We start from the raw sequence: 26018 nt of genomic DNA on the forward strand, positions 1-26018 counted from the left end.
ATGTCGCACATCCTGCTACTGACGAACAGCACCGGCTCATCGGTGGACGTCTTGCCCGCGCTGGAACTACTGAACCACCGGGTCCATATTCTCCCGGCCGAGCCGACGGCGCTGCTGGAGACCGACCCCTGCGACATTGTCCTGCTGGACGCCCGCAAAGACCTCGTCGGCGCACGCTCCCTGACCCAGCTGCTCAAGGCCACCGGCCTGAGCGCCCCCCTCATGCTGATCCTGACCGAGGGCGGCATGGCCGCCGTATCCTCGGCATGGGCGGTCGACGACATCCTGCTGGAGTCCGCCGGACCCGCCGAGGTCGAGGCCCGCATCCGCCTGGGCGTCGCCCGGGCCGTGCCCGACCAGGACGACGCCCCGACCGAGATCCGGGCCGCCGGCGTCGTCATCGATGAGGCAAGTTACACCGCCCGGGTCAACGGCGCTCCGCTGAACCTGACCTTCAAGGAATTTGAACTGCTCAAGTACCTGGCGCAGCACCCCGGCCGGGTCTTCACCCGCCAGCAACTGCTGACCGAGGTCTGGGGCTACGACTACTACGGAGGCACGCGCACGGTGGACGTCCACGTCCGGCGCCTGCGGGCGAAACTCGGCGCCGACCACGAGAACCTGATCAGCACGGTCCGGAACGTGGGGTACCGCCTGACCCTGGTCCGGCATCCGGAGGAAGAACTCACCGAAGCCTGACGTGCACGCAGAAAGCCCCGGACATCAGTCCGGGGCTTTCGCTTTCTTCAGTGGAGGACATACGGGTCGAACGTATCGAGGCCACCCCAGTGGTGGATCCCCCTCGATTCCAAGCCAGCGGCACCCAGAAACAAGTTCTGGACCGAACAGCCGGACGAGATAACGACTATACGTAACAGTTCCGGAAACCACAAAATCGGTCCCGCTCCGGCGGCACCGTATAGCCTTGCACCATGAGTCCTGCGCACCCTGAGAACTGGCCCGTCCTCACCGCCAAGGGAGCCGCGGATCCGCAGCTCCTGAAGGACATCAAAGCCCTCGCGGCCGCGGCGGAGGAATCCGACGGCAACCCGCCGCTGTCCGAGCAGACGCTTGTGACGCTGCGCGCCGCGGATGCTGGCGCCCATGCCGTGCTGACCCTCGCCCTATACTGCCCCGACGAGACCTCCGGGCCGCCGACAGCGCAGGACCTGGCCGGCGTCGCCGTCGTGATCGGTGAACCGGACGGCACGGGCGTGCTGGAAATAGCCGTCCACCCCACCTACCGCAACCAGGGCGTGGCGGGCCGGCTGGTCGGCGAACTCCGGGCCACCCGCGGCTTCGCCGGGCTGAAGGCCTGGTCCCACGGCAACCACGAGGCCGCGGCCGACCTCGCCGCGCGCTACGGTTACGGCCCGGTCCGGGAGCTGTGGAAGATGCGGCTCGCCAGCTTGACCGCGGAGCTGCCCGACGTCCCCCTGCCCGACGGCGTGACGCTGCGCGCCTTCGTCCCCGGCCGGGATGAGGACGCCTGGCTCGCCGCGAACCGGGCCGCCTTCGCGCACCATGCCGAGCAGGGAAACATGACCCGCGCCGATCTGGACGCCAGGATGGCCGAGCCGTGGTTCGATCCCGCCGGTTTCCTGCTCGCCGTCGACGCCTCGGACCGGATCCTCGGCTTCCACTGGACCAAGGTGCACCCCCGGCACGGGGACCACCCCGCGATCGGCGAGGTGTACGTCGTCGGCGTCACTCCGGAGGCGCAGGGCACCGGCCTGGGGAAAGCGCTGACCGTGGCCGGCATCCGCCACCTGCAGCACCAGGGCCTGCACGCCGTTATGCTTTACGTCGATGCGGACAACATACCGGCCGTTTCGCTGTACCGGCGGCTGGGCTTCACCCGCTGGGACGTCGACGTCATGTACGCCCCACTGGAGGGGCGTTAATCCAATCGGCGGACATCTTGTCTCCGGCCCCGGGAAATCTGGACTCCTCGAAAGCTGATCGCAGGGTAATTGCTTGTAAGGTTGAAGCTAAATCGAGCCAGCATTAGGAGAGACCATGCAACGGGATTCTGCCCGGACAGCCACGTCTGAGACCGCCACGCCGGACAAAAAAGTCCGGCCCGCGCGCGCCCAGTTCGGCTCCTCCGAAGTGCCTGCCTCACGTGCCACCCAGGACCGGATCGACATTCCGGAATTCGCGCCCAATCTGGAGCCTGAAGGCGACTTCAGCCCGGACCGCTTCCTGGACCGCGAACTGAGCTGGCTCTCCTTCAACGCCCGTGTGCTGGAACTCGCCGAAGACCCGGACCTGCACCTGCTGGAACGGGTCAGCTTCCTGTCCATCTTCGCGTCCAACCTGGACGAATTCTTTATGGTCCGGGTCGCCGGGCTGAAGCGCCGGATCGCCACCGGCCTGGCCGTCCCCTCCCCCGCCGGGCTCAGCCCGGTGCAGGTCCTCGAGCAGATCGGCGAGGAGGCCCACCGGCTGCAGCAGCGCCACGCCCGCGTCTACGCCGAGCAGATCCGCCCGGCACTGGCGTATGAGCACATCCACCTCATGCACTGGGACGAACTCGACTCCCAGGCCAAGGACCAGCTCAGCGCCATGTTCGCCGAGAAGGTCTTCCCGATCCTGACCCCGCTGGCCGTTGACCCGGCCCACCCCTTCCCCTACATCTCGGGGCTCTCACTGAACCTCGCCGTCGTCGTCCGCAACCCGATCAGCGACAAGGAACTCTTCGCCCGCCTCAAGGTCCCGGACCAGCTCCCCCGGCTGATCTCGGTCGACGGTCCGCGCGCCGGCTCCGTGCCAGGCCGGGTGGCACGCTTCATCGCGCTCGAGGAAGTCATCGCCGTCCACCTGGACCAGCTCTTCGCCGGGATGGAAGTGCTGGAGCACCACACCTTCCGCGTCACCCGCAACGAGGACCTCGAGGTCGAAGAGGATGACGCCGAGAACCTGCTACAGGCCCTCGAAAAGGAACTGCTCCGGCGCCGCTTCGGCCCCCCGGTCCGGCTCGAAGTCACGAACGACATCAATCCGAACATCCGGGCACTGCTGATCCGAGAGCTGGGCGTCGAGGAATCCGAGGTCTACTCCGTCCCGGCCCCGCTGGATCTCCGCGGGCTCTCCGTCATCGCCGGAATCGACCGGGCCGACCTGCATTACCCCAAGCACGTCCCGCACACCTCCCGGCACCTCAACGAATCGGAAACGTCCAAGGCGGCGAACGTCTTTGCGGCCATGCGGCGGCGGGACATCCTGCTCCACCACCCCTATGACTCGTTCTCCACCTCCGTGCAGGCTTTCCTGGAACAGGCCGCCTCGGACCCGAAGGTCCAGGCCATCAAGCAGACGCTGTACCGCACCTCCGGCGACTCGCCGATCGTCGACGCCCTGATCGACGCCGCCGAGGCCGGCAAGCAGGTCCTGGCCCTGGTCGAAATCAAGGCCCGCTTCGACGAGCAGGCGAACATCTCGTGGGCAAGGAAGCTGGAGCAGGCCGGGGTCCACGTGGTCTACGGCATCGTGGGCCTCAAGACCCACTGCAAGCTCTCGCTCGTGGTACGCCAGGAAGTCGACGGCCTCCGCCGCTACTGCCACATCGGCACCGGCAACTACCACCCACGCACGGCCCGCTACTACGAGGACCTGGGGCTCCTCACGGCCAACGAGCAGGTGGGCGAGGACCTCTCCAAGCTCTTCAACCAGCTCTCCGGCTACGCCCCGAAATCGACCTTCAAGCGGCTCCTGGTGGCGCCGCGGTCCGTGCGTTCCGGACTCATCGACCGGATCGAAACCGAGATCCGCAACGCCCGGGCCGGCCTCACCGCCCGGGTCCAGATCAAGGTCAACTCGATGGTGGACGAAGCCATCATCGATTCCCTGTACCGGGCCTCCCAGGCCGGCGTCCCCGTGGACATCATCGTCCGCGGCATCTGCTCCCTGCGCCCCGGCGTGCCCGGCCTCAGCGAGAACATCACGGTCCGCTCCGTGCTGGGCCGCTTCCTGGAGCACTCCCGCGTCTTCGCCTTCGCCAATGCCGGGGACCCGGTGGTCTACATCGGATCGGCTGACATGATGCACCGGAACCTCGACCGGCGGGTGGAAGCCCTCGTCCAGCTCACCAGCGGGGACGACACGACGTACGTCATGGACCTGCTGCGCCGCTACATGGATCCCGGCACCGCCAGCTGGCACCTTAACAACAAGGCGGAATGGACCCGCCACCACCTCGCCGAAGACGGGCAGGATCTCGCAGACATCCAGTCCTGGCTGCTCAATTCCCGCTCGCGGCAGCGCTCGGCCGGGCTGCGGTAGGGGCTCTGGCATTGAACAGCGATTCACTGGTTCCCGACCAGACCGACCATCCCGGTGAAGCGATCGCCGTGGTGGCTGCCGGCGCCGTTCCCTGGCGCGTCGCTCCGGGCGACAAGGACAAAGTCGAGGTCCTGCTGATCCACCGCCCGCGGTATGACGACTGGTCCTGGCCCAAGGGCAAGATCGACCCCGGCGAGACGGTGCCCGAGTGTGCCGCCCGCGAGGTCGACGAGGAAATCGGGCTGAAGGCGCCCCTGGGCATCCCGCTGCCCGCCATCCACTACCATGTCCCCGTCGGGCTGAAGGTCGTCCATTACTGGGCGGTCAACGTCGACGGGGCCATCCTCGTGCCGGACGGCAAGGAGGTGGACAGCGTCATGTGGTGCTCGCCGGAGCGGGCGGCCGGCCTGCTGAGCAACCCGGGCGATGTGGCCCCGTTGGAGCACCTGGCGGACGCCCATGCCCGGGGCGAACTGAAGACGTGGCCGCTCGTGATTGTGCGCCACGCCAAAGCCAAGCCGCGCTCTTCATGGTCCAAGGCCGAAGGGGACCGGCCCCTGGCCGCCACCGGGTTGCGGCAGGCGCAGGCAGTGGGCCGGCTGCTGCAGGTTTGGAAGCCCCTGCGCATTGTCTCCAGCCCGTGGCTGAGGTGCGTCGCCACGATCGCCCCCTACGCCAAGGCGTCCGAGGCGAAGGTGAAGCTGAATGAAGCCCTCACCGAGCACCGGCACGGCCGTCATCCGCACAGGACGGCGGCCGCCGTCGAGGGCCTCTTCGACAAACAGCGGGCTGTGGCGCTGTGCACGCACCGCCCCGCCCTGCCGACAGTGTTCGCGCAGCTTGGCAAGCACATGGGGTCCCGGTTGCGGGCCTTGCTGCCGGACGCCGACCCGTTCCTCGCTCCCGGTGAGATCGTCGTCTGCCACGTGGCGCACCATAGCAAGGACAAGGTGGTTGCCGTCGAGCGGTTCAGGCCCTTCGACGACTGAGGTCCTTGACCCTCCGGGGTCGCGGCCGTAGTTTGTATCAAACACTTGATACATTGCCGCGGAATCTTTGGGGGATTTTATGCCGGTCCAGTCCGACCTGCCGCCGCTTCTGTTGCTGGGTCCGCTCCTCGCCGCCGTCGTTGTGTACGTGGTACTGCGCTGGGTGGTCTGGGCGCCGCGCACGGGAACCTCGCCGGCGTCGGTGTCGGAGCACGCCCTGTGGGTGGGCGTCATCGGCTGGCTGGCGAGCTCCCTCCAGGGGGCGATGACCCTGGGTATCATTCCGGCCAATCCCTCCACCGGCGGTTGCCTGACCACCGCCGGGACGATCCTGCCGGCACTGCTGTGGCCGGTCCTGGGCTGCCTGACGGTCCACGCCCTGGGTCAGGTGAGTTACCCGGGGCCGAAGCGGATGCGGCGGCAGGCCGTGCTGTCCGTCCGGCAGATCCGCGACTTCCTGCCCCGCCGGCTGGCCCTCACCACTGCCGCCATCTTCCTCAGCGCCGCCGCGGCCATCGCCCGAACGGCAACCCTCCCAGGGTTCGCGGCCGTGGCACCCACAACTGTCCGAGACGGCCCCAACAGCTACAGCTACTACAGCGGCGGCGGTGACGGCCGCATCCCCGGGACGGAGGTGGCCGGGTGGCTCGGCGGCGCCCTGCTGGTGCTGGCCGGCGGGACGTGGCTGGTGCTGTGGCTGATCGCCAGCCGCCGCCAGCTGGAGTCCCTCGACACGGCCGATAACTCCGTGCTGCGGACCATCGCGATGAACCGGCTGCTGCGGACGGTCGCCACGGTGGCCGCTGGACTCGGTGTGATCGCGGGGAACTTCGCGGCCCGGCCCGATCCGGCCCAGGGGACAGCGTCATGGACGAATCCTGCCGGTCTGGCGGGCATGGTGGTGCTGCTCGTCATGTGGGGGTGGCGGCCCCCGCGGCTCGCGGCCGCCGGGCTGGGCCCCGGGAACCGGCCCGAACCAGGAATCGCCACCGGCCCGCAGCACCCGGCGGCCCGGCTCGTCACCTCCCTGGGGGCGCTGCTGGGGCTGGCGGCGGCCGTGCCGCTGGCGGGCGGAGCCTTCCTCTATGATGCCCTTGCCGCTGCGGCCAGTTACGGCTTTGCCGGCGTCGTGGCGATGATGGCCGGCCTGGTCCTGCTCGTCATCGCCGCCGGCGAGTTCCTGCTGCAGCACAACTACGGCAGCCCGGCCGCACCGCGCGGTTGGCCCCGGCCACCGGTAAGCCCCGCGCTGCTGACCACGGCCGTCCTGGGGCTGCTGGCCTTCCTCGTCGTCCTGGTAGTCACGGCGCTGGGGCAGGCCCGCCTCGCCGAGGGCCCGGGCTGGGTTCCGGCCGGGCTGCTCACCGCCGGAGTGTGCGCCGTCGCCCTCCCTGCGCTCGTCCTGGCCAGGCGCCGCCAAGGTGTGGCCGATGCTCCCGCCGGCCTGGACGCGGCCCTGCGCGCCATCACGGTCCACCGGGTGGTGCGGACCCTGGCTGCCACCCTCACCGCCCAGGCCGGTGTCCTGCTGCTGACCCGGAGCAACGCCTGGGCTGCGGTGCTGGGCCGGGCGGCCTTCGGGGAAACGGACCCGGCCGCGACCACCTGGTGGCCGGCGATCGCGGCCGGCGCGGTGCTGGGTGTTGCGGCCACGGTCATCGCCGTCATCCCGGTGCGCGGCCTGGCCCGGCCCGCCCCTGCTCCCGCGCCGAGGACGGAAGTCTCCGCGTGACGGCCGGGATCTCCGTGGACCTGGCCTCGGCCACGCCGCCGTACGAACAGATCCGGACGCAGATCTCCTCGCTGATCGTCCTCGGCGCGCTGGAGCCGGGCACCCGGCTGCCGACGGTCCGGCGCCTTGCCGCGGACCTCGGGATCGCGGCCGGGACCGTCGCCAGGGCCTACCGGGAGCTGGAGCAGTCGGGGCTGATCGACACCAGGCGGCGCAACGGCACCGTGGTCGCCGGGACTCCGGCCCCCGCGACGCAGGAACCGGCAGGGGCTCTGGTCGGCGCTCCGGTGCCGGGTGCCGTCGCCGCGGAGGTGACCACCGCCGTCGAGCACTACATTGCCGAGGGCCGGCGCGCCGGTTTCGACGACGCCGCGCTGCTGGCAATCCTGCGGACGAAGCTCAGCCAGCAAGACGGATAAGGTGCGGCCGCGACTTCTCAGTAGACTGGGACGGTGAGCATTCCAACGCCCTATGAAGACCTGCTGCGCGATGTGCTGGACCACGGCACGCATAAATCGGACCGGACCGGGACGGGCACCCTGAGCGTCTTCGGCCGCCAGATGCGTTTCGATCTCAGTAAGAGTTTCCCCCTGATCACCACCAAACGCGTGCACTTCAAATCCGTCGCCGTGGAGCTGCTCTGGTTCCTCCGCGGGGACACGAACGTGAAGTGGATGCAGGAGCAGGGTGTCACCATCTGGAACGAGTGGGCCGACGCCGACGGCGAACTTGGCCCGGTCTACGGCGTCCAGTGGCGCTCCTGGCCGACCCCCGACGGCGGCCACATCGACCAGATCGCCGAGCTCATCGAGAACCTCAAGAGCAACCCGGATTCCCGCCGGCACATCGTCTCGGCCTGGAACGTCGCCGAGCTCCAGGACATGGCACTCCCGCCGTGCCACGCGTTCTTCCAGTTCTACGTGGCCGACGGCAAGCTCTCCTGCCAGCTCTACCAGCGCTCGGCGGACACTTTCCTGGGCGTGCCGTTCAACATAGCCTCCTACGCCCTGCTGACCTGCATGGTCGCCCAGCAGACCGGTCTGGAACCCGGCGAATTCGTCTGGACCGGCGGCGACGTCCACATCTATGACAACCACATGGACCAGGTCCTCAAGCAGCTCGCCCGCGAGCCCTACGACTACCCGCAGCTGAAGATCACCCGCAAGCCTGCCTCCATCTTCGACTACACCTTCGATGACTTCGAGGTGGTCGGATACCAGCACCACCCGACGATTAAGGCCCCGATAGCCGTATGAGCAACGACAACATCCCGGGCGCGCAGCCCGCCGACTTCACCGACACGCTGGCCACCCTCACCGGGCTCGGCGTCATCTGGGTCCAGACCAGCACCGGCGTCATCGGCAAGGACGGGGGCATGCCGTGGCGCCTGCCCGAGGACATGCGGCACTTCACCCGGCTCACCACCGGCCACCCGGTGATCATGGGCCGCAAGACCTGGGAATCCTTTCCCGACCAGTACCGCCCCCTGCCCGGGCGGACGAACATCGTCATCACCCGGCAGGAGGAGTGGGGCGGGACGCCGGCAGCGGAAGGCGCCGTCGCGGTCAAGTCCCTGGACGACGCGCTCCTGGAGTCCCAGTTCGCACCGGGGAACGAGATGGTGTGGATCATCGGTGGCGGCAATATTTATGCGCAGTCCATGGACCTCGCCAACGTCGCCGTGATCACCACGATCGACGCCACGACGGAGGGCGACACGTTCGCCCCGGACCTCGGCTACGACTGGACCATGGGCGCCAGCCTGCCGGCCGACGGCTGGGAAACCGCCGACAACGGCACCCGTTACCGCATCAACGTGTGGCGCCGGACGGAGGGCTAAAGGAAATGCTGAAGAAACCCGAGACCCTCTTTGTCCTTGGCTACATGCTGCTTCCGCTGCTCGCGCTGCTGTCCGCGATCGTGGGGCTGACAATGATCCTGGGCGGCAACAAGATCGTCGGAGCAATTGTGCTTGTGGTCGTTACCCAGGCCTTCGCCTTCGGGGCGTTCTACGCCCTCCGGAAGCGCAAGCACGCGCTGCTCACCGAGCACCACGGCGAGTAGCGGACGTAACCGACTGCGCGCCGGTGCCGGCAAAGTCTAAACTGGCAAAATGACTACAGCAGCTACTCCGTCCGTTGGACTTGTCGGTTGGCGTGGCATGGTCGGCTCCGTCCTGATGCAGCGCATGCAGGACGAGGGCGACTTCGCCAACATCAACCCGGTCTTTTTCTCCACCTCGAACGCCGGGGGCGCCGCCCCCTCCTTCGCCGGTTCTGCCGGGGGCGACGCCGGCAAGCTCGAAGACGCGTTCGACGTCGAGACCCTCGCCAAGCTGCCGATTATCGTGACCGCCCAGGGCGGGGACTACACCAAGCAGGTCCACGGCGAGCTGCGCAGCCGCGGCTGGGACGGCCTTTGGATCGATGCCGCGTCCACGCTGCGGATGAGCGACGATTCGATCATCGTGCTGGACCCGATCAATCGCGACGTGATCGACAAGGGCCTCGCCAACGGCACCAAGGATTTCATTGGCGGCAACTGCACCGTCTCCTGCATGCTGATGGGCCTGGGCGGATTGTTCAAGAACGGCCTCGTCGAATGGGGCACCTCCATGACCTACCAGGCGGCCTCCGGCGGCGGCGCCCGGCACATGCGCGAACTCCTGAGCCAGTTCGGCACGCTCAACGCCACCGTCAGCACGGAACTGGACGACCCGGCGTCGGCCATCCTGGAGATCGACCGCAAGGTCCTGGCCCACCAGCGCAGTGACATCGACGCCACCCAGTTCGGGGTGCCGCTGGCCGGGTCGCTGATCCCGTGGATCGACGCGGACCTCGGCAACGGCCAGTCCAAGGAAGAGTGGAAGGCCGGGGTGGAGACCAACAAGATCCTGGGCACCTCCGGCGATGAGCACATCATCATGGACGGGCTGTGCATCCGGATCGGCGCCATGCGTTCGCACTCCCAGGCGCTCACGCTCAAGCTCCGCGAAGACCTCTCCGTCGCCGAGATCGAAAAGCTCCTGGACGCGGACAACGAGTGGGCCAAGGTGGTGCCCAATACCAAGGATGCTTCCATGGCGGACCTCACGCCTGTGGCGGCCTCCGGCACCCTGGATATCCCGGTGGGGCGCATCCGCAAGCTGGAGATGGGGCCGCAGTACATCAGTGCCTTCACGGTGGGCGACCAGCTCCTGTGGGGTGCGGCCGAACCGCTGCGCCGCATGCTCAACATCGCCACCGGCAAGCTCTAGCTAGGGAAGTCACCACCCCCGTTCAGGTGCCGAGGAATCTCCGGTACTTCGCGGCCTGCAGCTCAAAGGATCTTTGGGCGGCAGGCCGCAGCCCGTTAACGTCGTCGAAGGGCTCCGGCACCACCACCGCGGCCTTTCCGCTGCGGGACACGTCCCAGGTGCCGACGATCTGGCCGCCGGCAACAATCGTCCTTCGGAAGACCCCATTGCCGCCGGGCACGATCTTGTCCGCATGCTCCGGCGGCAACACAAGCGACCGGTCCGTGTAGCCGAGCAGGAACTCATCGAAGCCGGGCAGTGCCAGCACCAGGCGCCCCGCCGGGACGCCTTCATCGAGCAGCGCCGCCGTCTCCGGGGACAGCCAGTAGCTGGTCCCCTCGAAGGTCAACTCCTCCAGCTGGTCCAACACCCGGACCAGGGCCGCGCGGACCTCGGTCAGGGGAATGCCGGACCACCAGGAAAAGTCACGCTCGGTGGCGGGCCCGTGGCTGCGCAGGTAGCGCAGCAGCCACTCGGCGGTGCCTTCCGCGCGGTCCAGGGCCCGCGACTCCGTGATCCAGTCGTCGAAGGCCACCACCAGCTGCTGGTTGCCGGCCAGCGGGCCCTGCACCAGCCAGCCCCGCTGGCACAGGATCCCCATCAGGTGGATGCCGCGCTGGCCGGCCGTGGACTGCCCGGCCCGTTCGAAGGCCTGGAACAGCTCCGCCCGGCTGGCGGCTGCCCCGCCTGAGACCAGCTGCAGCGCAGCTCCCGCTGCGGCGTCGACGTCCGCGGGGGTGATGCCGAGTTCCCGGTGGCGCCCGGCCAGGCCCCGGATCAGCCGATCGGCAGTGATGGCCAGCATCCATTGGAGGTCTTCGGGCGCCAACAGGTGCAGGGTGCCGCGCATCGGCCAGGAGCGGACTATTTCGCCGCGGTCGAGGGCGCTGCGGACGTCGCCGATGCGGGATCCCGGCACGCGCTGGCCCACGGCCCACAGCGCGGACTGCAGATCCTGCGCCTGCATGGCCGTCATCCAGCGCACAGCCGCGGGGACACTGCCGAATCCGGACCCGGCCAGCCCCTGCGAGGCCAGCCGCAGCCGTCCCAGGATCCCCCGGCTCAGCCGGGCACGCGCCGTTGCTGCCATGCCACCATGCTAGGGCTCCTGGCGGGTAGTTCCCAGCCACCGTCCAGCCAGACTCCCTACCCTTATTGGATGACCTTGAGTGAGATGTGGCCGCTGCTGCGGCCCCTGAGCCGGAGGCTGGCCCTGCTGGGCTGGGCGTCCAGCGCCGCCGGCATGACCGCCGGGCTCGCCGTCGCCATTGCGAGCGGGACTCGGCTTTCTCCCATGATGAGCAACCTGCAACTCGTGGCGGTGGTATCCATGGCCGTGGCAGTGGCCAGTTTCGTCACGGCCGCCTCGGTGCAGCCGCGTCCTGCCGTGCGGATCACTGCTAAATCACCTGAGGCACCGGACCGCCTGGACCCCGCGGAATTCCCGGACACCGTGCAGAGTTTCCTGCTTGGCTCGCTGGCCCTGCTGGCCGGGGCGGTCGTCTTCGCCCTCGCCGGCCTGGTGCTCCGCAGCGGTCCCAGCGCCCAGTCCGTGGCGTTTTGCCAGGTCTTCTTCCTGGGCGCCGCCGCGTCCGGCTTCAGCTTCATGCTGTTCGGCAGGGTCGCCGGGCGCCGCCGCAGGAACTAAAGGCCTGCTGTTTCCTAGAGCTCCATGCCGATCAGCAGCGGCTCCGGGTGCAGCTCGATCCCGAAGCGTTCGACGACGCCGCGGCGCACCTCGCGCGCGACCGCCAGCAGGTCCGCGGCGCTGGCGTGTCCCCGGTTGGTGATGGCCAGGGTGTGTTTGGTGGACAGCGAGGCCCGTCCGCCGGAGACGCTGTCCGGTTCGAGGCCGAATCCCTTGCCGTAGCCAGCCTGGTCGATCAGCCAGGCCGCCGAGAGTTTGGTCAGCCCGTCCGCGCCGCCCGGGTAGCGCGGCGCGTCGCCGGGCAGCCCGGCGGCTACGTCTGCCGGCACGATCGGGTTCGTGAAGAAGGAGCCGGTGGAGTAAGTGTCCCGGTCCGCGGCGTCCCACACCATGCCCTTGGATGCCCGGAGCCGGAGCACCTCGCGCCGGACATCGTTGGAATAGGCGCGCTGGCCGGCTTCCACGCCCAGCGCGCGGGCCAGTTCGGCGTAGCGGATGGGGGCGCTCATCCGGCCCAGCGGCAGCTGGAACTCGACCGTGAGCACGACGTAGCGCGGGGAGCCGTTGACGGTGGTCTGCTTGAGGATCGAATCGCGGTAGCCGAACTTCAGCTCCGAATTGGCGAAGGTGTGCACGGCGTTGCGCTGCCGGTCCCAGGTCCGCACGGCGGCGATGGTCTGCGAAACGTCCGAGCCGTACGCACCGACGTTCTGAACCGGGGTGGCGCCGGTGGCGCCCGGAATGCCGGAGAGCGCCTCGATGCCGGACCAGGCGTGCCGCACGGCGTGCTCCACCAGGGCGTCCCAGTTGTGGCCGGCCTGGACCACCACGGCGACGCCGCCGCAGGAGTCCTCCGCGTTGACGGTGAAACCCTCCGAGGCGATTTTCAGCACGGTGCCGGGGAACCCGTCGTCGGACACCAGCAAATTGGAGCCGCCGCCGATGATCAGCAGGGGCTCACCGGCCGCGTCCGCTGAGCGGACGGTCTCGATGATCTCTGCCTCGGTGCGGGCCTCGATGAAGCGGCCGGCGGGGCCGCCGACGGCGGCCGTGGTCAGGGCGGAAAGCAGTGTCTGGGTCACCCGACCAGCCTAGCCGGGTATGGCCCGACTCCCCTAAGCAGGGCCGCGTCAGCCGAGCTTCCGGGCCACCGGGGAGAGCAGGAAGCTGACCACGAGCATCACCATCACGGCCAGCAGCGAGTGCAGGATGCCGACGTGCTCGGCCAGCAGGCCCAGCAGGGGCGGGCCGCAGAGGAACGCGCCGTAGCCGATCGTGGAGACCACGGAGACCCGGGCGGCGGCCCTGAGCGGGTCGTCGGCGGCGGCGGACATGCCCACCGGGAAGCCGAGCGAGGCACCGAGCCCCCAGACCGCGAGGGCCACGTACGCGACCCACGGCACCGGGGCGAAGACGAACAGGCCCAGGCCCAGCACTGCAAGGGCCGCGCACCAGCGCATCACCGGGACCCGGCCGAAGCGGTCCAGGACCACGGTGCCGGCGAAGCGGCCGACGGTCATGAATGTTACGAAGAGCCCGTATCCGGCGGCGCCCGCGGCGTCGGACTGGCCGTGGCCGTCGGCGAGCGCAAGGGCCACCCAGTCCCCCGCCGCCCCCTCGGCGAGGGCGAGGCCCAGCACGAGCACGCCCAGCAAGAGCGTCCGGCGGTCCCGCCAGGCCTGCGCGATCTGGCGTTTGTTGTCCAGCGGTTCATCGGGCCGGACCGTGGCAGGCACGATGACCGGGATGGGCCCGGTGGAGGGGTCCTCGAAGGTATCGGGCTTGGCGGGCCTGAAACTCTGCCCGCCCTCCACCGGGGTGATGTCTGCACGGAACCAGGAGGCCGCGGTGGCCACAGAGCCCGCGACCAGCAGCCCCGCCACGGCGAAGTGCCAGACGACGGGAACACCGGCGCCGGCGGCCCAGGCGCCCGCCGCGGCGCCGGCCACCGTGCCCAGGCTGAACGCTCCGTGCAGCCGCGGCATAATGTGCCGGCGGACGGCGCGTTCCACCGCGGCCCCCTCGACGTTGGAGGCCGTGTTCCAGCTGGCCGTTCCCAGGCCGATGACGGCCAGCCCCGCGGCGACGGCGAGCGAATTGACCAGCACCGACGTGCCCACGCCGGTGAGCACCAGCCCGGTGCCCACCATGATGCTGCCGATCCGGATCGTCTGTTTGGATCCGAACCGCAGCACGATCAGCCCGGACGCGGAGACCGAGATGAAGGAGCCCAGGGTCATGCACAGCAGCAGCAGGCCGACGTTGGCCGGAGTGAGGTCCAGCCCGTCACGGATGGCCGGCAGCCGGGACACCCAGGTGGCGAAGGCGATGCCGCTGAACGCGTAGGCGGCCACGACGGCGTTCCGCCAGTGCGTGACCTCCGCGGCCTGGCCGGTGCTCACGCTCACAGCATCACCATGCGGCTAGGCCAGCCTGACGACGGCCTGGGCCTTCATGAGCACCTTCTGTCCGGCGCACATGACGGTCAGGTCCACCCGGGCGGTGCCCTTGTCGGCGTCGATCGCCCCGATGGCGCCGCTGACCTCGATCACGGCACCGGCCCCGGCCGTGCCCGTGGTGTCGGACACCGGGACCGGTTTGGTGAAGCGGGTCTGGAAATCGACGACGGCGGCAGGGTCGCCGGCCCAGTAGCTGACGAGCTGGACGGCGGAGCCCATGGTGAACATGCCGTGCGCGATCACGCCGGGCAGTCCCACGCTGGTGGCAAAGGCTTCGTTCCAGTGAATGGGGTTGAAGTCGCCGGAGGCGCCGGCGTACTTGACGAGGTCTGTGCGGGTGACGTCGATGCTGCGGATGCCGATGTCCTGGCCGACGGTGAGTTCCGAAAGTGTGGGTGTCATGGCTACTGTCCCTCTCCGCGGACCAGAATGGACGAGGTGGCGGTGGCGACGGCCTCGCGGGCGGCGTCAGCGACTTCGCCGGGGGCGGCGGCGCCGGCGGTCAGGGCGAAGATCTCCGAGCGTGTGGTGATCATGGCTCCCCCGCCCATGGCGCGGACGCCGTCGACGTGCAGTTCCGCAACCAGCCGGTCGCCGGCGACGATGGGCCGGTGGTGGATGAACCGCTGGTCGGCGTGGACCACGCGGGAGAAGTCGATGCCGGAGTCGGGGTCCTCGATCAGCTGGGCGTCCGCCCGTTGCGCCACGATGATGGCGAAGGTCGGGGGTGCCACGAGGTCGCTGTGTCCCAGCGCTTCGGCGGCATCCAGCTCGAAGTGGGCGGGGTGGGTGGCCTTGACCGCGCGGGCGAACTCGCGGATTTTCTCGCGGCCGACGTCGTACGCCTCTTTGGCAGGGTAGCTGCGCCCCTGCAGATCCGGATTGATAGTCATGGTTCCAGCCTAACGGCAGGCCTCCGGCCCGCCCGCGCCGGTGACGGTGGGCCGCACAGGATGACGACTCGTGCGGTATGATGAAAACATCATTCCATCAATTCACGACCGGTTTTCCGGATCCGCGGACAAGAAAGCCCAGGCAGCGATGATTTCCCCGGCGCAAACCCCCCTGTACGAGATCAAAGCGAACCTGTTCAAGGCCCTCGCCCATCCGGCGCGGATCCGCGTGCTTGAGCTGCTGTCCGCCGCGCCGGACAATTCGGCGCCCGTCAGCTACCTGCTGGCCGAGACGGGCCTCGAGGCCTCCCACCTGTCCCAGCACCTCGCCACCCTGCGGCGGCACGGGGTGGTGACCTCGTCCCGGACCGCTAACGCCGTGACCTACCGGCTGGCCCACCCTAAGATCGCCGAACTGCTGGCCATCGCCCGGGCCTTCCTCCTCGACCGCCTGGCCGATTCCAACGAACAGCTAAAACTCGCCCACGGACTGCCCAGCGAGCATCTGCAGGGTTCCGATTCATGAGGGCCGTACCGGCCACCCTGACCCGGTTCCTGCCGTCCCGGCGTGATTACGAGGGGCTGAGTTCATCCTGGAAAACAGATCTGCTGGCGGGCATCACCGTGGGGATTGTGGCCCTGCCGCTGGCGCTAGCCTTCGGGGTGAGTTCCGGCGTCGGCGCCGAAGCCGGACTGATCACCGCAGTCGTGGCCGGATTGGTCGCCGCGGTCATGGGCGGCTCGCACGTCCAGGTCTCCGGCCCCACCGGCGCCATGGTGGTGGTGCTGGCGCCGGTCGTGGCCATCCACGGTGTCGGCAGCATCGCGCTGGTCTCCCTGATGGCCGGGCTCCTGGTGGTCATCCTGGGCATCAGCGGGCTGGGCCGGGCCGTGGCCTTCATCCCGTGGCCGGTGGTGGAGGGCTTCACGCTCGGCATCGCCGCGATCATTTTTCTCCAGCAGGTGCCCCTGGCCACCGGCACCGAGGCCGTGCCGGGCCACAACACCCTGCTGGCCGCCTTCGAGAGCGCCTCCCAGGCCACCGTGCCCACCGTCCTGCAGACGCTCGGCGTCGTCGCGGGAGTGGCCGCCGTGATGCTGCTGCTGCCGAAGCTGAACAAGGCCCTGCCCGCGAGCCTGATCGCGGTGCTGCTGGCCACCGTGGCCGCCGAGCTGCTGCAGCTGGACATCCCCCGGATCGGCGAACTGCCGCATTCCCTGTCGGCACCGTCGGTCCCGTCCCTGGATCCGGCGGCGCTGGGCGGCTTGCTGATGCCGGCGGTGTCCATCGCGATGCTGGCCGCCATCGAATCCCTGCTCTCCGCGCGGGTGGCCGCCGGCATGGTTGGCCCCGACGGGAGGCCCTCCGGGGCCTACAGTCCGGACCGGGAACTCATGGGGCAGGGACTCGCCTCGGTTGCCGCGGGGTTCTTCGGCGGCATGCCGGCCACGGGCGCGATCGCCCGGACCGCGGTCAACGTCCGTTCCGGAGCCAAGACCCGGCTCTCCGCGATCGTGCACGCCCTGGTCCTGCTGGCCATCATCTACCTGGCGGCCGACCTGGTCGGGAAGATCCCGCTGGCCGTCCTGGCCGGGATCCTGATGGTCACGGCCACGCGCATGGTGTCCCGGCGCACGGTCACCGCCATCATGGGCTCCACCCGCGCCGACGCGTTCGTGTTCGTCCTGACGGCCCTGATCACGGTGGCCTTCGACCTGATTGTGGCGATCGAGATCGGGCTGGTCGCCGCGGCCATCTTCACGCTGCGGAAGTTCGCCTCGCTCAGCGGGGTCAAGCGCGAGGAGATTCCGGGACCCCGCGAGGAGGGGGACGAGCACATCGCGATCTTCCGGCTGGACGGGGCCATGTTCTTCGGCGCCGCGGAACGCGTCCTGCAGGAAATCAGCCAGGTCAAGGACATCCAGGTGGCCATCATCCGGCTCTCACAGGTGCGGATGCTCGACGCCACCGGCGCCCACACTTTGGTGGAGGTCATCTCGGCGCTGGAGCTGCGCGGTGTGACGGTGCTGCTGAAGGGCGTCCAGCCGCAGCACCTGGAGCTCGTGACCAACGTCGGGGTGATCCGCTCGCTGCGGCACCACAAGCACCTGTTCACGTCCCTGCCCGAGGCCGTGGCGCACGCCCGCAGCCATGTGCTCCGGAACGCCGCCGCTAACGCTTGAGGTTTTTGCGGATCGTCTGGCCGCGGACCACGATCCCGGCGATGTGCAGGACCAGGCCGAGTCCGATCACGGCCAGGGAGGCGACGGCCAGGTCCTGGTTGCCGGAGCTGTTGCCGACCAGGTTCAGGACAATGCCGACGCCGAGCAGGCCCATGGCACTGAAAACGAGCACCTTGTAGGTGGTTGGCGCGGAGTCCCAGAATTCTTTCAGCACCGTGCCAGTCTACTGGGGGCTGCCGGCAACGCCGCGAGCCGTGAAGTTCCCGGCGACGCTTAAAATGTCTGTCTCACGTCAGGCTGACAGAGTGGGAGTACGGGCGCGTGCGGTATTTGGCGCATCGCGGGGCAATTTCGGCGTCAGAACAGGGACTCCTGGACCGCCGGGACGTCGGCGCCGTGGTCGCCGAGCTCAATCGTGCGCGCCTTCAGCTGCCCCAGGTTGACGACGAATTCGAGGTCGGCGCCGTCGAGCCGGGCCAGCGCGACGCTGCCGCTCAGCGAGTCGATCCGGAACCCGTGGGCGCCGGTGCTGAGCTCATGCGGGTAGGCGTGCCGGGCAGCCGGCGCGCAGACCGCATCCGATAACCCGGGCCGCAGCCAGTGCTCGTCCACGACGTCGAACCCGCCGCCCCCGGCACCGGCCAGCAGCGCGCGGACCTCCGCGGCCAGCCGGCTGTTCCGGGCGTCCAGTTCGGCGGCGGGCGCAGGCCCCGTCAGGGCTGCGGCTTTGGCGGCGGAACGGATCTGCTGCGGGATGCCGGCGTCGCGGGTCACCAGGTCCTCGAGGTTCCTGACCACCCGGCCGTCGTCGGCGCGGGCGACGTAGCGGGCAGCGACGGCGCCCTGCTCCGCGAGCCTCTTCCATTTCCGCAGGTTGGCGGCGGTGCCCACTTTGCTGGCGCCGTTGGCGAAGGTGGCGATGTACAGCCAGTGCGGCTGCATCAGGTACGCACGCAGCCCGGGCGGCACGCGCCCGCCGCGGTGGAAATCGTGGATGAGCCGCGAATCGTCGACGACGAAGCACCGCTCACACTGGCTTCCCCTGGTGGCCGGCGCCCGGTCCGGGCACAGGACGTGATCGCGGTCCGCGGGCCCGTGGACCTTATGGTGCCCGAGGCAATGCCTGCCCGCGGCGGCGAGCCGGAAACCGAGCCGGGTTCCGGCGTCGAGCGGCAGTTCAGTGACGCCGCCGTCCGGGTCCTGCAGGCGCATCGCCGGGAGCCGGCCGTCGGGCACTTCCGAGCCCGCCGGCCCCGCCGGACCGGCATCCCAAAAGACCCCGTGGACCAGATAGCGGGTATCGGTCACGGGGTCTCCTAGGGTCGGGGCCGGCTACAGGGCCGGCTGCACCCCAAAGGCTACCGCGAGCTTCATGATCTTCTCGGCGCGGCCCAGGCGGGGCAGGTCGGAGCCGTCGCGGATGACGCGGCCGTTGGCCTCGAAGTCGGCCATGAAGTCAGTGGCCCAGGCGACATCGGACGGCGTCGGGCTGATGACCTCGTTGATGACCGGCGTCTGGTCGATCGCGAGGCAGAGCTTGCCGGTCATGCCCATCATCACCGTGATCCCGGTCTGCTCGCGCAGGATCGGGTGGTTGGTGCCGACAGTGGGCCCGTCGATGGGTCCCGGCAGGTTTCCGACCCGGCTGGCCACAACCAGCTTGGCCCGTGGGTAGGCCATGGCCTCCGGCGTAGCCGCCATGCCGGTGTCGCGGCGGAAGTCGCCGGAGCCGAAGGCCAGCCGGAACGCGCCCTGGGCCTTGGCGATGTGGTTCGCTTCCTCGATGCCGACGGCGGACTCGACGAGCGGGATGACGGGCGTCTTGCCGTCCATCCGGTGGAAGCTCTCGGTGACCTGGTCGGCGGACTCGGTCTTGGCCAGCATCACGCCGAGCAGGCCCGGGGTGCCGCGGAGGCCCGCCAGGTCGTCGGCCCAGAAGGGGCTCGTGGCGTCGTTGATCCGGACCCAGGCGCTGCCGCCGGCGGTCAGCCAGTCCACGACGTTGCCGCGGGCGGCATCCTTCTGCGAAGGGTCCACCGCGTCCTCGATGTCCAGGATGATGGCGTCCGCGCGGGAGCCGGCCGACTGGTCGAAGAGCTCGGTTTTCATAGCGTTGACCAGCAGCCAGGAGCGGGCGATTTCTGCCGGAATATTGCGTTGCTGCCGGACGGTCCCGGCGGTGGTGGTGGAAGTCATGTCTCTACGCTATCCGCCCGGGGGCGTTTGCGGCTAAGCGATCCGGCACTCCGGGGCGACCATTACGACCAAAATCACGTCCGCGCGCCGCTGACTCGCAGCAGGGGCCGTTTTCGTTCGTCCTGAACGGCCCCTGCTGCGGGCTGCATGGGTGGGGCGACTACGGGATGTTGCTCCCGCGCGCCGTCACCCAGAGCCGGTACCACTCGGCCCGGGTCAGGCCCGCGGCGACCGTGGCCGCTTCCGTGCAGGCGCGGATGCGGTCCGGCGTAGCGGTGCCGATCACGGGGGCGATTCCGGCGGGGTGTTTCATCAGCCAGCCCAGCAGGACTGATTCCCCGGTCGTCATTTTCTCCGCGGCGAGCTGCGCCACCAGCCTGGCGGTCGCCTCCTCCGCGGCCGACGGTGCTGCGGCCGGCGCCCCGGTGTAGAGGCCCCGGGCCAGGGAACCGTAGGCCTGAAGGGTGATTCCGTGCCGGACACAATGCTCCACGGTGCCGTGCGGGAAGCTGTAGTCCGTCCCCTCGGCATGGTTGACGAGCACCGAGCTCTCCAGCCAGGCCCGTTTGAACAGGCTCATCTCCAGCTGGTTGGCGACCACCGGCGTCTCGAGCCGGTCCTGCAGCACCTCGATCTGCGCCCCGGACATGTTGGACACGCCCAGCGCCCGGACCTTGCCTTCGGCCATCAGCTGCCCGACGGCGGAGGACACCTCGGCGGGGTCCATCAGCGGATCGGGGCGGTGGAGCATCAGCACGTCCACGTAGTCCGTGCGGAGCCGGCCGAGGCTTTCGTTGACCCGGGCCAGGATGGCGTCCCGGCTCAGGTCGTAGTAGCCCTCCAGGCCGTGTTCGTTGAGCCGGATGCCGCATTTGGTCTGCAGCCGGATCCGGTCCCGCAGCCCAGGGGTCTGCGCGAGCACCTCACCGAACACGGCCTCGGACTTGCCGCCACGGTAGATGTCGGCATGGTCGAACAGGGTGATGCCAATGTCGAGGGCAGCGTCGACGGCGGCAGCCGCCTCGTCCACATGCGCGGACGAGTGCGGCTCCGAGGACCAGCTGCCGCCCAGGCCCATGCAGCCGTAAATCAGTTCCTGGGCGGGCTGGCCGGCTGGCTCTCTGACTGGCGCTCCGGCCTCCCGCCAGCTCACCGCAGCCAGACAGTGGTGCTGCCGGGCAGGAGGTTCCCGTCCAGCGGTCCGCTGCTGAGCAGCACCGTTCCGGCGGGCAGCTCAACGGGATCGTCACCGAAGTTGGTCACCGTCTGCCAGCCGCCGGGGCGGCTGAAGTGCAGCATCTCGGGGCTGGCCGTGGTGTGCCACTCCAGATCCTCCGAGGTCTGCAGTTCCCGGCGCAGCTTCAGCGCCTTGCGATAAAACTCCAGCGTGGACCCCTCCACGCCTTCCTCGGCCGCGACGGCGTAGCGGCCGAACCACGCCGGCTGCGGCAGGTGCGCCCCGCCGTCGCCGAAGCCGAACGAGCTGCCCTCGGCTGCCCAGGGCAGCGGCACCCGGCAGCCGTCCCGGCCGATCTCCACGCCCTTGTTGCGGAAGAAGGTCGGATCCTGCCGCTCGGCGTCGGGAATTTCCGCGACTTCCTGCAGGCCCAGCTCCTCACCCTGGTACAGGTACGCGGAGCCCGGAAGCGCGAGCATCAGCTGGGTGGCCGCGCGGGCACGGCGCAATCCGAGCTCGACGTCGAGCTCCCCGGCAGGGGCGCCGGCCAGCAGCCAGCCCTTGCCGTCCTGGCCCTTGGCGTGCTTGCCGCCGCCCTTGGGCAGCCCGTAGCGCGTGGCGTGGCGGACGACGTCGTGGTTGGAGAACACCCAGGTGGAGGAGGCGCCGGACTCGGTGGCCTCGGCGAGGTTCCGGGTGATGATTTCGCGGAACTCGTCGGCGTCGAAGTCGGCCTGCAGGAGGTCGAAGTTAAACGCCTGGCCCAGGCCCTCGGGGCTCGCGTAGCGGCCGCGGCGGCTGGCGTGGACCCAGGCTTCGGCGACCGCGGTGCGCGGCGGGTTGTATTCGTTGAACACCTCGCGCCACTCGACGTAGATCTCGTGGACCTCGTCGCGGTCCCAGAACGGGTGCGAGCCGTCGTCGAAGCCGTCGGTGCCGCTGTTGGCCTCGCTGAGCTCGACCTTGGACAGCAGCGGCTCGGTGAGGTCCTTGGTCAGGGCATGCGCAACGTCGACGCGGAAGCCGTCCACGCCGCGGTCGGACCAGAAGCGCAGGGTCTTGAGGAAGTCGTCGCGGATTTCCCGGTTGGACCAGTTCAGGTCCGGCTGCTCCTTGGCGAAGATGTGCATGTACCACTGGCCGGGGGTGCCGTCGGGTTCCGTGATGCGTTCCCAGGCCGGGCCGCCGAACACGGACTCCCAGTCCGACGGCGGGATCTCGCCATTCTCGCCTTTGCCGTCGCGGAAGATGTAGCGCTCCCGGGCGTCGGAGCCGCGCGGGGACGCGAGGGCTTCCTGGAACCAGATGTGACGGTTGGAGGAGTGGTTGGGGACGATGTCGGCGATCAGCTTGATCCCGGCGGCGTGCAGGGCGGCGGACATCTCGTCGAAGTCCTCCAGCGTGCCGAGCTTGGGGTCGACGTCGCGGTAGTCGTCGACGTCGTAGCCGCCGTCCGCGAGGGCCGAGGGGTAGAACGGGCTCAGCCAGACGGCGTCGATCCCGAGTTCCTTCAGGTAGGGGACCTTCGCCGTGATGCCCTTGATGTCACCGAGTCCGTCGCCGTTGGAATCGGAGAAGCTGCGCGGGTAGATCTGGTACACGGATGCCTGGCGCCACCAGTTGGGGTCGGCGGCGAGGTCGGAACCGGACAGGGTTGCCAGCGTGGCGGTGTTGGACAAGGGGTGATCCTTCGGGTTCGGAGCGTGCTTCTGATAATTTAGATACAAGGTAAATATATTGCCGGATCAATTATGGGTCCGGACTTACGGGGAGGTCAAGATCTGATGCCGCACGCAGCCGCCGCCACGCCGCAGCTGCTGCGCCGGGTCAACGCCCGCTCCGTGCTCGGCGTTATCCGCAACACGGACGTGGCCACCGGGACCGAGCTGATGGCCCGGACCGGTCTGACTCGGGCATCCGTCATCGCCGTCTGTGAGGACCTGATTCGGCGCGGCTGGATCCGTGAGCTGGGGGCACGCGGCGACGAACAGCCCGGAAGCCAGCGCAAAGGACGCCCGGCCCGTCGCTTCGAGCTCAACAGCGGCGCCGGGTACGTGCTGGGCCTCGACATCGGCGCCGCCACCACCACCGCAGCGGTCGCGGACCTCCGCGGCACCATCCTCGGACGGTCCAGCGAAAGCTTCCGGGCCACCGACATTCCCGCGGAGGAGCGGATCGCCGTCGTCGACCGTGCCTGCCGCCGGGCGCTGTCCGCCGCCCGGACCGGCCCGGACAAGGTCCTGGCCGTCGGCGCCGGCATCGCTGCCCCGGTGGACCGGGACGGCAAGGTGCTGGTCACCCAGCACTTCTGGGGCCTGTTCGACGTCGGGCTCCGCGCGGCCCTGAACGAACTGCACGGGTGGACGGTGCTGCTGGAGAACGATGCGAACCTGGCCGCCCTGGGCGAACGCTGGCGGGGTTCCGGCGCCGGCGTCGACGACCTTGTGGTGCTGCTGGCCGGCGAACGCCTGGGCGCCGGCGTAATGGAGTCCGGGCGGCTGCTGCACGGCCGCGGCGGCGCGGCCGGCGAAATGGGATACCTGGACCTCGTCGAGGGCGTCGGCTCCAGTGACGGCATCGCCAGCCTCGCCCGGCAGTGGTCCGCGGCCGGCGGCGGCCCCGCCACGGGCGGTGAGGCGAGCGCCCGCCGGGTCTTTGAGGATGCCGCCGCAGGGGATCCCGCCGCGCTGGCCATCCTGGCCCGCCTCTCGGACCGGATGGCACGCGTCATCGCTTCCGTGGCCAGCTTCATGAACCCGGAGCAGGTGGTGATCGGCGGGGCAGTGGCCGAATCCGCTGGCGCGCTCCTGCCGGGCATCACCGCCCTGCTCCCACGGTTCACGGCGACTCCGCCGCGCGTGACGGTTTCGCCCCTGGGCGACGCGATCGTTACGGTCGGCGCCGTCCGGCATGCCCTGGACTACGTCGAGGCGAACGCCCCGGAGCTGGAGCTCACGCTCTAGGCCCGCGGCAGCAGCCTCCCGGACAAAGCGCCCGCTACCCCACCTGTTCCAGGGCAGCCGCCAGCGGGAGCCTGCCGTCGCGGAATTCGATCGTGCGCCCGGCCGTGGAGGGCAGGCCCAGCACAGCCGCCGCGACGAGGGCCACGTTGGCACGGGCCGTTTCCCGGCCCCCGGAGCCGTCGGCGGGGTCGACATCGATCAGCCCGTTGCCGGGCCCATCGGTGAGCGCCCCAGGGCCCAGGATGGTCCACTCCAGCTCCGTTCCGCGCAGGTAGGCATCCGCGGCTGCTTTGGCCTCGGCATACGCGAAGAAACTGTTGTCCTCCGGGACGCCGTGGTCCGGCCCCGCACCCAGGTAGGAGACCATGATGTACCGCCCGACGCCGGCCCCGGCCGCCGCATCCATCGACCGGATGGCCGCGTCCCGGTCCACGGCGTAGGTCCGCTCGGGGCTTCCGCCGCCGGCACCGGCCGACCAGACCACGGCGTCGTGGTTCCGGAGCGCCCCGGCGATCTCCGCCGTCGTCGAATGTTCAACATCCAGGACCACCGGAGTGGCCCCCGTTGCCGCGACGTCCTCCCGGTGGTCCGGGTTGCGGATGAACGACGTAACGTCCACTCCCTCGCCGGAGAGGATGCGGGACAGTTCCAGTGCCACCTTGCCGTGGCCGCCAATGATTGCGATTCGCGTCATGGACCCATTCTGTCCCATCCCCGCGCGCCCGCAACCCGGTGCTACCCGGCGATCTTGGTGCCGGCGGAGGTTTTGGAGGCGGTGTTGTAGCCGCTCTTGGAGCCGGTGACCTTCACCGTGATGGTGCGTCCACGGTCACCGGAGCGGACCTTGTACGTGGCAGAACTGGCATCGCTGATCAGAATGCCCGAGCGGTACCACTTGTAGGTCAGGGTCACCGGCGCCGGGCCCCACGCTCCGGGCACCGCCGTGAGCGTGGACCCGTACGCCGCGGTGCCGGTGATCGTGGGCGTGGGTGCGGTGAGCGTGCCCTTGGCGATGGCTGAGGTCCCGTTGGACGTTCTGGACGCCGACGTGTACCCGGTCTTGGAACCGGTGACCTTCACGGTGATGGACCGGCCCGCATCGCCGGAGCGCAGTTTGTAGCCGGGTCCGCTGGCGTCGCTGATCGCGGCGCCCGATCGGTACCACTGGTAGGTCAAGTTCACCGGCGACGGGCCCCAGGTACCGGGCACCGCGGACAGCGTGGACCCGACCTTCCGGATCCCGGTGATGGTCGGAACCGGACCGTAGGTGATCTTGGCGGCGTGCCAATACCCGGAAAGGTACGTTTTCCCCAGGTATTGGACGCCGGCCCGGTTGAAGTGGATCAGATCGCCATCATTGACGGTGCCGGATTTGGAGAGTGCAAAACCCGTGGAGGGGACGCGCCCCGGCGTCTCCCGGTGGCTCCTGTCGATGTTGATCCTTCCGGGCGTGGCCTCGATGCCCTCCCGCGTCATCTGCCCCACCACAAAAGGCAGCGTCGACGCGGCCAACCGTGACCGGAAGAAGGCAATGAGCTTATCCAACTTCGCGCTGTACGTGGAGGTGGACATCGAGGAGTTGTTCTCGCCCTGGTGCCAGAGAACGCCTTTGAGATTCACCGTGCGCCCGGTCGCCTTCGCCGCCGCGATGCCCGCCTGGGTCTGCCTCACCGCCAACTCCGGGAGGTCACGCGCGGACGATGTGGCCGCGCCGACAGTCCACGTGAGTGAGGACGTATCGCTCGTGAACCCGGTGCCGCCGTGCGCCGCCGGGATGATGAGAACCCCAACTTTGGCGGGCTGGGTTCTCAAATACTCACGGGCAAACGTCGTGGCCGGCGAAATCCCGCTCGCGGTGTCATGCATGTCCAGGGGCACCGTGGCCGTCCGGAACCTGCGGTCCTTGGCGCCGTACTGGAAGATCCGCGGATCCACCGGATCATCGGTGGTGCCGCGGGGCAGCCCCCGCCCGGACATATTCGACTGCCCCGCCGCCAGGAAGACATGAAGTACAGTGACCGGCTCCGCCGCCTGCACGGGCGCCACGCCCGTGAGCATCAGGGCAGAAACCGCCAGACCTGCCAGCAGGCCCCGAATCTTGAACACACTTCTTTTCACGTGTCCTCATTCCGTCAGTCGGCGCGCAGCACCCGGACCTGCAAAGGCGCAGACCCCGCGCCCCGGAAGCCCGCCCTCAC

26 protein-coding genes are annotated in these 26018 nt (G+C 69.2%); 14 read left to right on the forward strand and 12 right to left on the reverse strand.

Annotation, left to right across the window (positions count from 1 at the left end):
- From ABIC21_RS01045 to asd, 10 genes are all read left to right on the forward strand, one after another.
- On the forward strand, positions 1-699 hold the full coding sequence (locus tag ABIC21_RS01045; RefSeq protein ID WP_307465631.1) for a winged helix-turn-helix transcriptional regulator: 699 nt from the start codon (positions 1-3) through the stop codon (positions 697-699).
- A 233-nt stretch (positions 700-932) separates the two neighbouring features.
- A complete protein-coding gene (gene mshD, locus ABIC21_RS01050) occupies positions 933-1904 on the forward strand; it encodes a mycothiol synthase (RefSeq protein ID WP_354348569.1) in 972 nt (323 codons plus the stop codon).
- Between the two features lie 115 nt (positions 1905-2019).
- Complete coding sequence (locus ABIC21_RS01055; RefSeq protein WP_354348570.1) at positions 2020-4284, forward strand: RNA degradosome polyphosphate kinase; 2265 nt, start codon at positions 2020-2022, stop codon at positions 4282-4284.
- 11 nt (positions 4285-4295) lie between these two features.
- Positions 4296-5273 (forward strand): NUDIX hydrolase, encoded by a 978-nt coding sequence (locus ABIC21_RS01060; protein ID WP_354348571.1) that lies wholly within the window; start codon positions 4296-4298, stop codon positions 5271-5273.
- Positions 5274-5352: 79 nt separating this feature from the next.
- Positions 5353-7005, forward strand: coding sequence for a hypothetical protein (locus ABIC21_RS01065; RefSeq protein WP_354348572.1), 1653 nt, complete (start codon positions 5353-5355; stop codon positions 7003-7005).
- Positions 7002-7424 carry a GntR family transcriptional regulator gene (locus ABIC21_RS01070; protein WP_354348573.1) on the forward strand — a complete coding sequence of 141 codons (423 nt, stop codon included), beginning with the start codon at positions 7002-7004 and terminating at the stop codon, positions 7422-7424. The genes ABIC21_RS01065 and ABIC21_RS01070 overlap by 4 nt, the downstream gene beginning before the upstream one ends.
- Before the next feature lie 33 nt (positions 7425-7457).
- Positions 7458-8261, forward strand: a complete 804-nt coding sequence (locus tag ABIC21_RS01075; protein WP_354348574.1) for a thymidylate synthase — start codon at positions 7458-7460, stop codon at positions 8259-8261.
- Positions 8258-8845 (forward strand): dihydrofolate reductase, encoded by a 588-nt coding sequence (locus ABIC21_RS01080; protein WP_354348575.1) that lies wholly within the window; start codon positions 8258-8260, stop codon positions 8843-8845. Before ABIC21_RS01075 ends, ABIC21_RS01080 begins: the two co-directional genes overlap by 4 nt.
- A gap of 5 nt (positions 8846-8850) precedes the next feature.
- Positions 8851-9069 (forward strand): NF038396 family protein, encoded by a 219-nt coding sequence (locus ABIC21_RS01085; RefSeq protein ID WP_354348576.1) that lies wholly within the window; start codon positions 8851-8853, stop codon positions 9067-9069.
- A 49-nt stretch (positions 9070-9118) separates the two neighbouring features.
- Entirely contained in the window at positions 9119-10261 is a 1143-nt protein-coding gene (asd, locus tag ABIC21_RS01090) for an aspartate-semialdehyde dehydrogenase (RefSeq protein WP_354348577.1), read from the forward strand.
- A 22-nt stretch (positions 10262-10283) separates the two neighbouring features.
- Here asd and ABIC21_RS01095 read toward each other — a convergent pair whose 3' ends face one another.
- On the reverse strand, positions 10284-11390 hold the full coding sequence (locus ABIC21_RS01095) for a winged helix DNA-binding domain-containing protein (RefSeq protein WP_354348578.1): 1107 nt from the start codon (positions 11388-11390) through the stop codon (positions 10284-10286).
- Positions 11391-11459: 69 nt separating this feature from the next.
- Between ABIC21_RS01095 and ABIC21_RS01100 the strand changes: the two genes are divergently transcribed.
- A complete protein-coding gene (locus ABIC21_RS01100; protein ID WP_354348579.1) occupies positions 11460-11948 on the forward strand; it encodes a hypothetical protein in 489 nt (162 codons plus the stop codon).
- Between the two features lie 14 nt (positions 11949-11962).
- On the opposite strand, the gene ABIC21_RS01105 is transcribed toward ABIC21_RS01100, so the two are convergent.
- Genes ABIC21_RS01105 through ABIC21_RS01120 form a run of 4 tightly spaced genes read right to left on the reverse strand, consistent with a single transcriptional unit; the run spans position 11963 to position 15300 of the window.
- On the reverse strand, positions 11963-13030 hold the full coding sequence (locus tag ABIC21_RS01105; protein ID WP_354348580.1) for a UDP-N-acetylmuramate dehydrogenase: 1068 nt from the start codon (positions 13028-13030) through the stop codon (positions 11963-11965).
- A 48-nt stretch (positions 13031-13078) separates the two neighbouring features.
- Entirely contained in the window at positions 13079-14356 is a 1278-nt protein-coding gene (locus tag ABIC21_RS01110; RefSeq protein ID WP_354348581.1) for an MFS transporter, read from the reverse strand.
- Positions 14357-14371: 15 nt separating this feature from the next.
- Positions 14372-14809 carry a MaoC family dehydratase gene (locus tag ABIC21_RS01115; protein ID WP_354348582.1) on the reverse strand — a complete coding sequence of 146 codons (438 nt, stop codon included), beginning with the start codon at positions 14807-14809 and terminating at the stop codon, positions 14372-14374.
- Between the two features lie 2 nt (positions 14810-14811).
- Positions 14812-15300 (reverse strand): FAS1-like dehydratase domain-containing protein, encoded by a 489-nt coding sequence (locus ABIC21_RS01120; RefSeq protein WP_354348583.1) that lies wholly within the window; start codon positions 15298-15300, stop codon positions 14812-14814.
- Positions 15301-15448: 148 nt separating this feature from the next.
- On the opposite strand from ABIC21_RS01120, the gene ABIC21_RS01125 reads away from it, so the two are divergent.
- Both ABIC21_RS01125 and ABIC21_RS01130 read left to right on the forward strand, forming a co-directional pair.
- On the forward strand, positions 15449-15826 hold the full coding sequence (locus ABIC21_RS01125) for an ArsR/SmtB family transcription factor (RefSeq protein ID WP_354348748.1): 378 nt from the start codon (positions 15449-15451) through the stop codon (positions 15824-15826).
- The gene (locus tag ABIC21_RS01130) at positions 15823-17484 is read left to right on the forward strand and encodes a SulP family inorganic anion transporter (RefSeq protein WP_354348584.1); all 1662 of its coding nucleotides are present in this window, start codon (positions 15823-15825) and stop codon (positions 17482-17484) included. Before ABIC21_RS01125 ends, ABIC21_RS01130 begins: the two co-directional genes overlap by 4 nt.
- Here the strand turns inward: ABIC21_RS01130 and ABIC21_RS01135 are convergent.
- From ABIC21_RS01135 to ABIC21_RS01155, 5 genes are all read right to left on the reverse strand, one after another.
- Complete coding sequence (locus tag ABIC21_RS01135; RefSeq protein ID WP_282379689.1) at positions 17474-17698, reverse strand: DUF3188 domain-containing protein; 225 nt, start codon at positions 17696-17698, stop codon at positions 17474-17476. The genes ABIC21_RS01130 and ABIC21_RS01135 overlap by 11 nt on opposite strands.
- A gap of 143 nt (positions 17699-17841) precedes the next feature.
- Positions 17842-18792: a DUF2797 domain-containing protein gene (locus ABIC21_RS01140; RefSeq protein ID WP_354348585.1), complete on the reverse strand. Its 951-nt coding sequence runs from the start codon at positions 18790-18792 to the stop codon at positions 17842-17844.
- Positions 18793-18816: 24 nt separating this feature from the next.
- Entirely contained in the window at positions 18817-19680 is an 864-nt protein-coding gene (locus ABIC21_RS01145; protein WP_354348586.1) for an HpcH/HpaI aldolase/citrate lyase family protein, read from the reverse strand.
- 160 nt (positions 19681-19840) lie between these two features.
- On the reverse strand, positions 19841-20833 hold the full coding sequence (locus tag ABIC21_RS01150) for an aldo/keto reductase (protein ID WP_354348587.1): 993 nt from the start codon (positions 20831-20833) through the stop codon (positions 19841-19843).
- Positions 20830-22536 (reverse strand): glycoside hydrolase family 13 protein, encoded by a 1707-nt coding sequence (locus ABIC21_RS01155; RefSeq protein ID WP_354348588.1) that lies wholly within the window; start codon positions 22534-22536, stop codon positions 20830-20832. The genes ABIC21_RS01150 and ABIC21_RS01155 overlap by 4 nt, the downstream gene beginning before the upstream one ends.
- 105 nt (positions 22537-22641) lie before the next feature.
- Between ABIC21_RS01155 and ABIC21_RS01160 the strand changes: the two genes are divergently transcribed.
- Positions 22642-23820, forward strand: a complete 1179-nt coding sequence (locus ABIC21_RS01160; protein ID WP_354348589.1) for an ROK family protein — start codon at positions 22642-22644, stop codon at positions 23818-23820.
- Positions 23821-23854: 34 nt separating this feature from the next.
- Here the strand turns inward: ABIC21_RS01160 and ABIC21_RS01165 are convergent, their stop codons facing one another.
- On the reverse strand, positions 23855-24514 hold the full coding sequence (locus tag ABIC21_RS01165; protein ID WP_354348590.1) for an NAD(P)H-binding protein: 660 nt from the start codon (positions 24512-24514) through the stop codon (positions 23855-23857).
- 41 nt (positions 24515-24555) lie between these two features.
- Complete coding sequence (locus tag ABIC21_RS01170) at positions 24556-25926, reverse strand: sialate O-acetylesterase (RefSeq protein WP_354348591.1); 1371 nt, start codon at positions 25924-25926, stop codon at positions 24556-24558.
- Positions 25927-26018: the final 92 nt, after the last annotated feature.

It is taken from the genome of Pseudarthrobacter sp. PvP090, from assembly GCF_040547365.1.
Lineage (GTDB): Bacteria > Actinomycetota > Actinomycetes > Actinomycetales > Micrococcaceae > Arthrobacter.